This window comes from Lentzea sp. NPDC003310, assembly GCF_040610935.1.
Classification (GTDB): Bacteria; Actinomycetota; Actinomycetes; order Mycobacteriales; family Pseudonocardiaceae; genus Lentzea.
In genome coordinates this window covers 266484-279138 of record NZ_JBEXNC010000003.1, presented here as the reverse complement: position 1 = coordinate 279138, position 12655 = coordinate 266484, and the positions used below count along the sequence as shown (strand labels likewise).

General features: G+C 69.8%; 10 protein-coding genes. 4 read left to right on the top strand and 6 right to left on the bottom strand.

Translation table 11 applies throughout. The features are described 5' to 3' along the window. Positions 1–1302: a helix-turn-helix domain-containing protein gene (locus ABZX02_RS06555; protein WP_355295474.1), complete on the bottom strand. Its 1302-nt coding sequence runs from the start codon at positions 1300–1302 to the stop codon at positions 1–3. 1354 nt (positions 1303–2656) lie between these two features. Here ABZX02_RS06555 and ABZX02_RS06550 point away from each other — a divergent pair. From ABZX02_RS06550 to ABZX02_RS06535, 4 genes are read left to right on the top strand one after another with little or no spacing between them, the layout of a single operon-like run. Further along, positions 2657–5056: a nitrate- and nitrite sensing domain-containing protein gene (locus ABZX02_RS06550; protein WP_355295472.1), complete on the top strand. Its 2400-nt coding sequence runs from the start codon at positions 2657–2659 to the stop codon at positions 5054–5056. A 26-nt stretch (positions 5057–5082) separates the two neighbouring features. Then, positions 5083–5520, top strand: a complete 438-nt coding sequence (locus tag ABZX02_RS06545; protein WP_030475700.1) for a roadblock/LC7 domain-containing protein — start codon at positions 5083–5085, stop codon at positions 5518–5520. Continuing rightward, positions 5517–5894, top strand: a complete 378-nt coding sequence (locus ABZX02_RS06540) for a DUF742 domain-containing protein (protein WP_355295470.1) — start codon at positions 5517–5519, stop codon at positions 5892–5894. Before ABZX02_RS06545 ends, ABZX02_RS06540 begins: the two co-directional genes overlap by 4 nt. Beyond that, positions 5875–6468 carry an ATP/GTP-binding protein gene (locus ABZX02_RS06535; protein ID WP_355295468.1) on the top strand — a complete coding sequence of 198 codons (594 nt, stop codon included), beginning with the start codon at positions 5875–5877 and terminating at the stop codon, positions 6466–6468. Before ABZX02_RS06540 ends, ABZX02_RS06535 begins: the two co-directional genes overlap by 20 nt. Before the next feature lie 95 nt (positions 6469–6563). Here the strand turns inward: ABZX02_RS06535 and ABZX02_RS06530 are convergent, their stop codons facing one another. From ABZX02_RS06530 to ABZX02_RS06510, 5 genes are all read right to left on the bottom strand, one after another. Further along, positions 6564–7928, bottom strand: coding sequence for a tryptophanase (locus ABZX02_RS06530; RefSeq protein ID WP_355295466.1), 1365 nt, complete (start codon positions 7926–7928; stop codon positions 6564–6566). A gap of 22 nt (positions 7929–7950) precedes the next feature. Beyond that, positions 7951–9162, bottom strand: a complete 1212-nt coding sequence (locus ABZX02_RS06525; RefSeq protein ID WP_355295464.1) for a tryptophan dimethylallyltransferase family protein — start codon at positions 9160–9162, stop codon at positions 7951–7953. Between the two features lie 255 nt (positions 9163–9417). Further along, positions 9418–10353 (bottom strand): lysyl oxidase family protein, encoded by a 936-nt coding sequence (locus tag ABZX02_RS06520; RefSeq protein WP_355295462.1) that lies wholly within the window; start codon positions 10351–10353, stop codon positions 9418–9420. Next, positions 10350–11684, bottom strand: a complete 1335-nt coding sequence (locus ABZX02_RS06515) for an NAD(P)/FAD-dependent oxidoreductase (protein ID WP_355295460.1) — start codon at positions 11682–11684, stop codon at positions 10350–10352. Before ABZX02_RS06515 ends, ABZX02_RS06520 begins: the two co-directional genes overlap by 4 nt. Continuing rightward, positions 11684–12508, bottom strand: a complete 825-nt coding sequence (locus tag ABZX02_RS06510) for a glycosyltransferase (protein WP_355295458.1) — start codon at positions 12506–12508, stop codon at positions 11684–11686. The genes ABZX02_RS06515 and ABZX02_RS06510 overlap by 1 nt, the downstream gene beginning before the upstream one ends. Positions 12509–12655: the final 147 nt, after the last annotated feature.

Below are 12655 nucleotides of genomic sequence, written 5' to 3'. Positions count from 1 at the left end.
CTAGTGGATGTGACCGCGCAACGCCGCGGTGAGACGGGGGTGGACCTCGCGGACCGCCGCCTGGTCGCGTTCACGGCCGAGCAGCCGGGCCAGTCGCTTCAGGTCCTGCCGCACGGTGGCCGAGTCGACCACGTCGGCGGAGTCGAGGACCTTGGCGGTCAGGACGCTCGCGTGGTCGATGTCGCCCGCGGCAGCGTAGGCGAGGGCGCGGCGGGCGCCGAACCGGGCGTGCGTGCGGTGGGCGCTGCCGGGCACGAGGGCGAGCTGCCGGTCGAACGCGTCGGCGGACTCGCGCGAGCGGCCCAGGTCGTGCAGGCACCAGGCCTCGACCAGGCTGTTCAGGTCCGGGCCGCTGACCGAGGCCGAGCCCATCGCCATGCCGTCGGTGGTGCCCGCGCGGTCGAGCAGGACGGCGGCGCGGTCGAGCGCCCGCCGGCAGCTGTCGTAGTCGCACGCCAGGGCGTGGCCCTGGGCTTCGCGCAACGCGGCGAGGCCCTGCACGCGCGGGGACGTGCCCGGCGCGGCCTGCGCCTGCTGGGCCAGGTCCACGGTGCTGGCCGCGTCGTCCCGGTAGAGGGTGATCAGGGCCTGCCTGATCAACGAGTACGTGGCGAGCTCGGTGTCGCCGGCCGCCGCGCCCATCTCCACCGCGTTGCGGGTCCACCACATCGCCGCGCGGTCGTCGCCGGACTCCTGGGCCATCCACCCGGCGTACTCGCTGTAGCGGGCGGCGAGGCCCAGCAGCTCCTCGCGCACGGGGGAGGGGGCGCCGTTCGCCATGCCGCGCAACGTGTGGGTGTGCACCGTGACCATCGGCAGCACCACGCTCGGGCTCGTCGTCTGCCCGAGCTGCCTGACCTGCGCGAACAGTGATCTGAACGCGGTGAGCGTGCCGTCGTGCGCCGCGCTCGCGGAGGCGGCGGGAGGGGCGCCCAGCGTCAGCCCGAGCAACGAGGCCGCGCCCGTCGCGATCGCCTGCCGCCGGGGCATCGGAACCATCCAGCTCGACCCGTCCGGAGCCATGCTCATCACCCACACTTCGCCGTCGCCGTCGGCCGCGACGGCTGCGGGCGGGCTCGCGGGAGTGGGCTGGTCCACCAGGGCTGCCAGGCGTCCACCGGCTCCGAGAACCGCGTCACAGCGCCGGGCCAGATCCACACCTGGTTGCTTGACACCAGTCTCGATCTTGCCCAGATAGCCCTTGCTGTAGTGGACCTGCTGCGCCAGCGCCGCCAGCGACAGACCCGCCGCGGCACGCAGGCGCCGCAGCTCCACACCAAAGACATCCGACTGCTCAGCCATGGGTCCCCGCCTTCGACCGCCGCTCCCCGCGGCCGTGAACCGACCACTGCAGACTACTGAGCCGCTGGTCGCGGGCCCAGTCCCCCCGGAGTGCCGGTGTCAGGACGACCCCTGGCCGAGTTCGAGTCTGCGCGGCTGCGCGGCCGAATCCCAGGCGTCTCCCGTCGCCCTCGTGATCGGGAGACGGGAGACCCCTGCCCAGCGGGGCCGTGCGGGGACATGCTGGTTCCGGGCGGTGAAACACCCAGCACCGCCCTGGTTCTGGGGGGTGTGGCGGCAGGCCGGGGCTGGGGGCTCAGTCCTGCCGCCACAGACCAGACGTGACGGAGGGGGCGGAGATGAACAGGGACTGGACGGGCGCGCCTTCCTGACTGAACGCGGCCGGTGTCCCACCGGGACTGTCCCGCCGGGCCTGGGGGACCGGCGGGGCGTCCACACCGGATTGGTCCGCCCACGCGGGGAAACGGAAGGAAAACCGTCGGCCCTCGCCGTCCTCGGAGGACTTCCGGAGACCGCCGAAGCCGGCGAGAGCTTTTGGTTCCGCCCGCGATTCCGTCGGACAGGTGATGCAGGTGGAAGTGCAACCAAATGCGGTCGCGCGCCGAGCGGACGCGTGGGCGGGCAGAAAACAGACAGAAAACGTGCGGGTCTCCGCCGTCCCGATGGCGTCGCTGTGGCGGAGGCCACTTCTCCGACGGTCGTCCCGCCTCGTGCGTGCCCGGAGTGGCATTGGTGGGCACCGGCGGTTCCTCCCGCGCCGCAATCGGTGCGCGTTCCCGGGACGCTGCTCGCCGCCGTCGCCGCCGGAAGTGTCGTCGCAGTGGCGGTGACCAGCGCAATTGTCGCGCTCTTAACGACGCCGCACAGGCCTCTCTCGTTGATCAAGGCTGAGGAATGACCTTGAGTTGATCACGGCACGCGACCGCGTTCCAGGTGCGAATTCGCGAATAAGTCCTGGTAACGGATAGCGACGATTGGTCGCGCTGCGGTGGTCCCTTAGAAGACGGCGAGCGCCGTTGTCAAGTTCGGGGTCAATAGCCCCGCGTTTCCACAGTTCAGTTGGCAAAAGCCCAGCTCGTCATCCTTTCGCCCGCTCGGTCACGGAACGCCCGCGCTCGCGGGAGAGCGTGTTCCCCCACCACAACGAGGCGAGGGATCCTCAGAACAGGGGGTGTTGCGGAACGCATCCGACTGAGTACTCTGCTCTCACCCCCTCAAGATCATCGCTGTTGATCGTGTTGATCATGTGGTGTTATCTTTCCGTCGCCAATTCGGGTGGTCGTGGAGCGTTGTGAAGCTGAAGAACGTGCCTGAGACGAATTACAAGACAATTCGTTCCCGGCTCACTGGTGTCGTGGTGGTTCCCAGCGTCGTCCTTCTGGCCATGTGGGCGCTGTTCTCGTCGTACACGGTGTTCGAGGGTCTCTACCTCCAGCTGGTCGCCTCCGGCGTGCGGGACGCGTCGATCCCCGCCGTGCAGTCGTTCGCGTCGCTGCAGAAGGAACGCGAGCTGTCCATGACGAGCCTGAGCCGCTCGGGTGCGAACACCTCGGCGGCGCTGGTCAAGCAGCAGCAGGACACCGACAAGGACGTCGAGAAGATGAAGTCGGCGTTCGCGGAGCTCGCCTCCCAGGCGCCGCAGGAGATCGTCGACGGCATCAACAAGCTCAACGGGCTCCTCGACCAGCTGCCGGACCAGCGCGAGCGCCTCGAGTCGGGCAACGCGTCCAAGGACGAGGTCTACCGCTACTACAACAGCGTGCTCGACGCCGGTGGCGCGCTGTTCGGCACGCAGGCCCGCGTGGTGCCCGACGCCGAGACCGTCCAAGGCGCGATCGGCGCGGTGCAGTACTTCCAGGCCTCCGACGCGGCCTCGCGGTCCAGCTCGATCGCCGCCGGTGCCATCGCGGCGGGGAAGTTCTCGCCGGAGGAGCACCGCGAGTTCGTGCAGCTCGTCGGCGCCTACCACTTCAACCTCAACGTCAACGAGGCCACCGCGCTGCCCGCCGTCCGCGAGCACTACAAGCAGCTCACCGGCAGCGCGACGTACCAGCAGCTGGTCACGCTCGAGAACCGCCTGCTGCAGAACGCGGAACGCAACATCGGCGGCCAGGTCACGCTGGCGGACTGGGAGAACGCGAGCCGCGCGGTCTCCACCGAGCTGACCACGATGGTGCAGGAGCAGTCCACCGGCGCCGTCAACATCGCCATGGCGAACGGCAAGAGCAAGTTCACCACGGTCCTCATCGGCAGCCTCATCGCCCTGATCGCGGTCATCGCCGGCATCTTCGTCGCCGTGCGCGTCTCGAACCGCCTGGTCAACAAGGCGTTGATCGTCCGCCTGATCAGCCTGAAGAGCGACTCCCTCAAACTCGCGCACGAACGCCTGCCGAACATCGTCGAGCGCCTGCGCGACGGCAAGCACGTCGACGTCGCCGCCGAGGTCCCCGCTCTCGACTACGGCAACGACGAGATCGGCCAGGTGGCCGACGCGTTCAACGCCGCGCAGTACACCGCCGTCGCCGCGGCCGTGAAGGAGTCGCAGACCCGTGAAGGCGTGAACCGGGTCTTCCTCGACATCGCGCGCCGCAACCAGGGTCTGGTGCACCGCCAGCTGAAGATCCTGGACAAGCTGGAGCGCGAGGAGGAGAACCCGGACCACCTCGACGCGTTCTTCCAGCTCGACCACCTCGCCACCCGCGCGCGCCGCAACGCGGAGAACCTGATCATCCTCACCGGCGAGCAGCCGGGCCGGCAGTGGCGCAAGCCCGTGCGCATGCTCGACGTCGTCCGCGCCGCCGTCGCGGAGACCGAGCAGTACGCCCGCGTGAAGGTGAACCCGGTGCCCGAGGTCGCGCTGGTCGGCGCCGCCGTCGCGGACACCATCCACCTGATCGCCGAGCTCGTCGACAACGCGACCTCGTTCTCCTCGCCGCGCTCGCAGGTCGAGATCCACAGCAGCGAGGTGCCGCAGGGCCTCGTCATCGAGATCGAGGACCACGGCCTCGGCATCAAGCCGGAGGACCGCGAGCAGCACAACAAGATGCTGGAGGCACCGCCCGACTTCGAGGCGATGCGCCTGCGCGGTGAGTCCCGCCTGGGCCTCTTCGTCGTCGCGCGGCTGGCCTCGCGCCGCCACATCCACGTCGAGCTGCGCGACTGCCCGTCCGGCGGCACCATCGCGCTGGTCCTGATCCCGTCCGAGCTGATCGTCGGCGAGGCGGGCGCCGTGGACCCGGCCGACTCCGTGCAGATGCCCAAGCCCACGTTCCGCCAGCAGACGATGCAGCAGGCCGCGCGGTCCCCGGAGGCCCTGGAGGCGGCGGTGCCGATGCAGGGCGAGCTCGTCCCCGACGCGCGTCCCGGCGAGCGGCCGACCGAGACCTTCCACCTGGACGAGTTCTGGGCCGGGAGGGCAGTGGGAAACGCACCGGCCCCAGGCCCGGAAAGGGACCTGGACAGCAGCAGCGGGCACATCGAGCTGCCCCGGGAAGACCGCCTGGCCGGCGCCTGGCCGACCGCCGACCCGGCGGAAGGTGAGCAGACGACGCGTCAGAACACCCGGCCCGAGCTGCCGCGCCGCAGGCGCCAGCAGCACCTCGTGCCGCAACTGGCCAACGACGAACCCCGGCCGATGCCCGAACTCGCGGAGTTCAACCCCGAGGAACGGGCGGAGCGCACCCGCGACGGCATGGCGGCCTTCCAGCGCGGCACCCGAGACGCGCGCCAGGCCGACGACGTCGTGGAACCGTGAAAACGCATACTGAAAGGGCTATTTCCGTGGACGACCTGACCGGCGGGCACCCCGAGCTCAACTGGCTGCTGGAGGACCTCGTCGCGAGAGTGGTCGGTGCCCGGCACGCGGTGGTGCTCTCCGCGGACGGCCTGCTGCTCGCCCACTCTCCCGAGCTGTCCAAGGACGACTCCGACCACCTCTCCGCGATGGCGTCGGCGTTCCAGAGCCTCGCCCGCGGCACCGGCCGGCACTTCGGCGGTGGGCAGGTCCGCCAGACCATCGTGGAGATGGAGCGCGCGCACCTGTTCGTCACAGCGGCGGGCCAGGGCGCCTGCCTCGCCGTGGTGGGCGACGAGGACGCCGACATGGGCATGATCGCCTACGAGATGAACATGCTCGTCAAGCGCGTGGGCGCGTACCTCTCGTCGGCGCCCAGAACACTGGCGTCGCCGAGGATGCCCAACCCCCTCGGCTTGTCATGAGCAACTCCTCCGACTGGTGGTACGACGAGGCGGCGGGCCCCATGGTCCGCCCCTACGCGATGGTGAGCGGTCGCACGAGGCCCAAGCCCGCCGGCGAGGACCTGGCGCTCACGACCCAGGTCAGGGCGCTGCGCACGACGACCGACCAGGGCACGCTGTCCGTGGAGCACCTGGAGATCATCAAGCTCTGCCGGAAACCGCTTTCCGTCGCGGAGGTCGCCGCCTACCTGCACGCACCGCTCGTGGTGGTGAAGGTGCTCCTGAGCGACCTCATCCAGCGCGGTGACGTCATCACCAGCGGCCCGGCCACCAGGGTGGCCCCGGTCGACATGACCCTACTCCAGAAGGTGCTCGATGGTGTCCGTGCAATCTGAGCAGGGGCGTGAGGAACTCACGATCCCGACCTCGGTCAAGATCGTCGTCGCCGGTGGGTTCGGCGTCGGCAAGACGACGATGGTCGGCGCGGTCAGCGAGATCACCCCGCTGCGGACCGAGGAACTGCTCACCGAGGCCGGCGAGGAGATCGACGACCTCTACGGCGTCGAGGGCAAGACCACGACCACGGTCGCCCTGGACTTCGGCCGCATCACGATCAACCCGGAACTGGTGCTGTACCTCTTCGGCACCCCGGGCCAGGACCGCTTCTGGTTCCTGTGGGACGAGCTCGCGATCGGCTCGATCGGCGCGGTCGTGCTCGTCGACACCCGCAGGCTCGACGCGGGCTTCGGCGCCATCGACTTCTTCGAGCGCCGTGGCATCCCGTTCGTGGTGGCGGTGAACTGCTTCCAGGGCAGCCACTCCTACACGACGCAGGAGATGCGCGTGGCCCTCGACGTCTCCGACGCCGTGCCGCTGGTGCTCTGCGACGCGCGCGACCGCGAGTCGTGCAAGAAGGTGCTCGTCACCGTGATCGAGCACGCGATGAACCGGCTCGACGTGATGGCCTGACGATTTACGGTCCGAAGCCCTTGGCGCGTTGTGCGCCAAGGGCTTCGGCGTCTCCTGGGGGCGCAGAACCTTGCTGAGGTCCTGCTTACGCGTTCCTAGACCTTCACCTGCTCCAGCCGGCAGCGGAACGGCCGCAGCATCACCGGCGCGTGGGTGACCCGGTAGCCCGGCACCCGCTCGGGGTTCTTCGCGATGCCCGCCAGCGTCTCGGCCACGTACTCCAGGTGGCTGCGGGTGTACACGCGGCGGGGGATCGCGAGCCGCACCAGTTCGAACGGCGCGGGCGTGAGCAGCTCACCGGACGCCTCGTCGATCTCGCCGAGGTAGAGCGATCCCAGCTCGGCGCAGCGGATCCCGCCCGCGAGGTAGAGCTCCGACGCGAGCGCGTGCCCGGTGAAGCGGCTTGGCGGGATGTGCGGCAGCAGCCTGGCCGCGTTGAGGTAGACCGCGTGCACGCCCGTCGGCCGCACGCTGTCCACGCCCGCCTCCCGCGCGCACTCCGCGAGGTACGCGGTGGCCTCGGCCCGCTCCCGCAGGTACAGCGGGTCGGTGACCTCCATCAGGCCCTGCGCGCACATGTCGAGGTCGCGTCCGGAGAGCCCGCCGTAGGTGGTGAAGCCCTCGCCGGCGATCAGCAGCAGTTCGCACCGCTTGGCCAGTTCCGCGTCCTGCAGCGCGAGCATCCCTCCGATGTGGACGATGCCGTCCTTCTTCAGGCTGAGCACGCACCCGTCGGCGAGGCGGAACGCGAGCTTCGCGACCTCGCGCGGGCTGTGGCCGCGGAAGCGCTCCTCCCGCTGCGTCACGAGCCACGCGTTCTCCGCGAACCGGGCGGCGTCGAGGAAGAACGGTACGCCGTGCTTGCGGCACAACGCGCTCACGGCCTCCAGGTTCGCCATCGACACCGGCTGCCCGCCGCCGCCGTTGTTGGTGATCGTCATGACGACCACGCCGACGTCCTCCGGCCCGTCGAGCAGCGCCTCGAGCCGGACGAGGTCGATGTTGCCCTTGAACGGCTCGTCGCTGTCGAAGTCGGCGGACTCCGGGCTCGGGAGGTCCGTCGCGATGCCCCCCGCGAGCTCGACGTTGGCCCGGGTCATGTCGAAGTGCGTGTTGCTGACCGAGAGCTGTCCCGGCTTGAGCAAGGCGTTGAACAGGATCCGTTCCGCGGCCCTGCCCTGGTGCACCGGGAAGATGTGCTCGTAGGCGGTGAGCTCCTCGGCCACCTCGCGGAACCGGAACCACGACCGGGAGCCCGCGTAGGTCTCGTCGCCGCGCATTCCCGCCGCCTGCTGCTCGGCCGACAGCGCACCGGTGCCGGAGTCGCTCAGCAGGTCGATCGTCACGTCCTGCGCCGCGAGGTTGAACTGGTTGCAGCCGGCCTCGGCGTAGCGGCGTTCCCGGAAGTCGCGGGTGGTGATGGGAATGGGCTCGACGACCTTGATGCGGTACGGCTCCACGGCGGTGGCCTTTCTGGTGCTGCTACGCGGATAGTGCGGTGGTGCGGGGCGGCGTGACGTCGTAGGCCTCGGACGACAGGTAGACCGAGACCCCGGGCTTGGGCCGGCCGAGGCGCAGGGACACGTGGGCGATCAGGCCCACGCCGTCGCCGAGGGGACGCTGGACGATGCTCGCGAGGGCCATCACGAACGGCGTGGTGTCGAGCCCGCAGCGGGCCATGATTGCGAGGACGCGCTCGCACGCCTCCAGGTCGTCCTGCACGTAGTCGCGCACCGGGATGTAGAGCGAGTAGCCGCTCGGCCGGTCGGTGTCGCCGGACATGAACGTGTAGCTCGACATCAGCGGGCGCCGGGAGAACGGCCCCGTGCCGCCCCTGGCGAGCTCGCAGACGTCCGCCAGCAGTTCCGGGTCGGTGTCGGGCACCGCGGCCGCCGCCCGCACCACGTCCGCGATCACCGCGTCGTCGTGGGACACGTAGGTCTTCACCCGCGCGCGGTCCTCGTCGGTGAGGTCGAGGGCGAAGAACGAGAACCGGTCGAGTCCGGTGCGGCGCAGCCCGTGCTCGGTGACGGCGGGCAGGGCGGCGCTCAGACCGAGTCGCGAGAGCCCTTCGGTGACCAGGGCGGTCCCGTTCTCCCGCCCGCGCACGTCGGGGTTGAGGTAGACCTTGATCGCTTCCTGGCTGCTGGGGTGGACGATCAGCGAGTACCAGAACGCGAAGTCGCCCTGCGGGTCGTCCGGCAGGAACAGCTCGCGCACCCGCTCGAACTGGTCGAGCCGCAACCCGTGCCGGTCCGCGAGCCGGTCCAGCACGCCGAGCGCGGCCGCCAGGTTGGCCTGCCCGTCCGGGCGCTCGGCGAGCGACTCGACGATCATCCGCACGGCGGGGCGTTCGTTTCGGGCCAAAGCCACCGAGAATTCGACCGGGGTGTGGTCGTCGGCGACGAATGAGGGCCAAAGGGGAGAGGAGGAGAGAGGGAGTCTGCTGCCAGGTCCTAAAGCCTCACTCAGCAGTTTTGTCGCCGTATTAGCGGATCCCGCTAAACCGACGGCGCGCAGGAGGTTGGTGAGTTGTCCTGTGGCGAAATCGTGCAACGAGACTGGCGCGCTCAAGACGGGGCACTCCTGATCGGCCGGGGAATCAGGCTGGGCGCAATCCCTGACGGGGTGGAATCGCGAAGTGAATTCTCTCAAAGCGCCACATGGGCTGGTCAAGGGCCAAGGGGGTTGCATGCGACACTCTGGACTGTGATGAAGATTGCGCCACTCGGTCTATTGACGTGAGCGCTCACGGGTGATGTCACGGTTAATTGCGTCTGCGGGCACGGGTGTGCTATGCGCCATCCGCACCGGCTTCGCAGAGTGAGCAATTGTGCAATTCGCGGGCCGCGTGGTAATGCGCCCGAATCGCGACCGTTTGTCCCGGTACAAAAGAAACGGGGGTGCCCGCGTCGCGGACACCCCCGTTCGGGGTTGATTCGAAATTCGTCAGCCGTTGGACTTCGCGCACCGCGCTTTGCCGGGACAACTGCGGATCATGCGGACCGACGGCGCCTCGTCGATCGTCGCGGGCGGGTTCACCGCCCCGCCGGGCCACTGGACGGAGATCGCGATCGACGCCGCGTTGTTGTCGTAGTTCTTCTCCAGCAACGCGCGGTCGGAGTTCACGACGTTCACGACGTCGTACACACCGGACTTCACGCCGGTGAGGTCGAGCCACTGGAAGTCGACCTCGTGCTTGTAGTCGTCGCCCGAACCGACCGAGATGCCGAACACTGTGTCCAAGGCGGACGGGTTGTGGTGCTCGCACATGTGGCCGTCGAGGCGCTTCGCGAGCTGCCCCGCGGGGGTGGCCGGGTCCGTCGGCCGGTTCGGCAGGTAGTCGAGCACCTCGTAGCGGTCGCCGATGCAGAACCCGTTCTTGCGGTCCGTCACGACCACCTTGCCGTCCGGTGTGCGCAGCTGGAAGTACTCGAAGTTGAGCAGGTGCCAGTGCGTGTGCGTGGGCGCCGGCTCGTAGTAGGCGCTCGCCGTGGTCTCGCGCCGCGCCTCGTTGTACGAGCCCGCGATCGAACCGTCCACACCGGACTGGACGGCCTGGCGCACCTTCATCGTGGGCGTGGCGGTGCTGTCGCGGTGGGCGTGCAGCAGCAGCGGTCCGTCGCCGACGTTGTCGATCGAGGTCGTGAACCGCAGGCGCACGGCCTGTGCGGACCCGCCGCGGAACATGCACTTGCCGCGCGGCGCCGAGGCGTCCTCGACCAGGCACACGTCCCAGTCGCGGCACAGCAGCGGTGAGCCGTGGTAGCCGCCGGGGCAGCCGATCGGCGCCTGGCGGAGGTCGGGCAGCAGCGGCGCGGGATCGGCCTGGACGTGCTGCGAGGACACCAAGTTGACCGCGGTGATCGTGAGTGCTGCGATCACCGCGCCGATTCTGCTGACCATGCGGTGTTCTCCTGGGTCGAGGAACTCCTGGCGTCGCGCAGGAGGGCGGCCGTCACCGAGCAGGAGAGCTCGACGCTCGAGTTCCAGCTCGTGACGTTGGGGTACACGTGGGCGGTGGTGGCGAGCCGCAGGCGCGTGCCGGGCACGTCGACCGGCGGCCGCCGCGCGAGATACCCGAGCGGGTACACGGGTTCGACGAACGGCGCCTTGAAGACGCGCACCTCGTCGACGTCGTCGCGCGAAAGTCCTTTGTGGATGCTCAGCAGCTGCTCGGTCCACCGGGCGGCGATGGCGTCCGAGTCCTCGCGGTAGAGCGCGGACTCGCGGTCGGTGTAGTGCATGACGTAGACCAGGTGCCGGTCGCCGTAGCGCTGCGAGCCGGTCAGCGGGGTCATCTCGATGACGCCGTCGAAGTCCGTGCCCGACCGGATCACCGGTGCCCAGTAGTGCCCGGACAACGGCTTGCGCAGGAAGAAGAGCGTGTTGACGACGCCCTGGTACGGCAGCCGGACGTCGGGCAGCAGCGGGGCCAGGTCGGCGTCGGCGATCGCGCGCAACGCGGGCAGCGGGACCGTGGAGACCGCGTGGTCCGCCTCGATCGTCTCGCCGTCCGCCAGCGTGACGACCACCCGGTCCCCGGAGGCCTCCAGCCTGCCGACGGGGGCCGAGACGCGGACCTCGCCGCCGTGCGCCTCGATGGACGCCCTCAGCGCGTCGATCACGCTCTCGTAGCCGCCGGCCGGGTAGCCGCGCACCGACTCGTTGCTCTCGCGGCCCAGGCGCTGCCACACGTACAGCGCGGGCACGTCGCCGAACGCGGCGCCGAACTTCGCGCCGAACAGCGGGGCGAGCAGCAGCTCCCAGATCCTGTCGCCGTACAGACCGCGCAGCCAGTCCTCGGTGCGCAGGTTGTCGAGGTCCTTGCCCTTGCCCAACCGGCGCAGCAGCAAGGAGATCACGCCGAAGCGGATCCGGTTCACGAGGCTCAGCGGGCGGAACCGCAGCAGGTCGAGCGCGGAGTTGAACGACCGGTGCTCGCCGCCGACGACCATGCCCATCGTGGTGGGCCGCCAGTCGACGCTCTCGCGCAGGCCGACCTCGTCCAGCAGCGCGAGCAGTGCCGCGTCCGTGGGCATCACGCAGTGGTAGAAGCGTTCGACCGTGCGGCCCTTCGAGGTGAAGAACGTGCCGAGGCCGCCGAGTTGGTCGCTCGCCTCGAGCAGCGTCACGGCCAGGCCCTCGCGGGCGAGGCGGTGCGCGGTGGCGAGGCCGCAGATGCCCCCGCCGATCACGACGACGCGCTGCGGCATCAGAGCTTCCGGAACGGCACGGGCGCGAGGCGGTCACGCGTGAGCAGGAGCAGGTACTGCTTGAGCGTGCGGCCCAGGCGGAGCTTGCTCGCGCCCGGCTTGCGGTCGTAGCGCAGGTGCAGCGGGATCTCGCTCACGATCGGGCCGCAGTGCCGCAGCTTGAGCAGGAGCTCGACCATGCAGGCGAACCCGCGTTCCTCGACGAGGCGCTCGCCCCAGTGCGCGGCGGCCCGGCGCAGCAGGCTCACCCGGTAGGCGCGGAAGCCGCTGGTGAAGTCGCGGACCCCGTCGAACTGCAGGACCCGGCCGAACACGACGCGGGCTCCGCGGGAGAGCAGCCGGCGCCACTGCGGTGCCGTCGAGTCGTCGCCGCCCGCGACGAACCGGGAGCAGATCACGACGTCCGCGCCGGCCTTGATCTCGGCCAGCATCGCCGGGAACACGCCGGGGTCGTGCGTGTCGTCGGCGTCCATGACGATCAGCACGTGCTCCGGGGCGGCCTCCGCGAGCGCCGCTCTCAGTCCTGATTGGACGGCCTGGCCGAGCCCGAGGTTGACCGGGTGCGTCACCAGGCGGACGTCGAGCCCGCGGGCCTGCGCCACGGCGGCGCCGGTGCCGTCGGACGAGCCGTCGTCGACCACCCAGACGGTGATCCGGTCGGCGAGGTCCGTGCCGGCGATGCGCGCCAGCAGGGACGGCAGCGCCACGGCCTCGTTGTAGGCGGGCAGGACGACGTGCACATCGCCGCACGTGCGGATCGGCTTCTGCACGATTGCGACCGGTTCACCGGCCGAATGCCGGATGCCGTGTTCGTCGACTCTCACTGAACGCCCCCTCTTCGGTGGCTCGTGGTTGGTGGCGTGAATTATTGACACGGCGTGCTAAAGCTTTGAGTGCGGCCCTGGGTGAGTTCAGGGCAGGAACAACGTCGAAACCTCACCAACCGCGTTCGCGCGCGACACTGAAGAGGG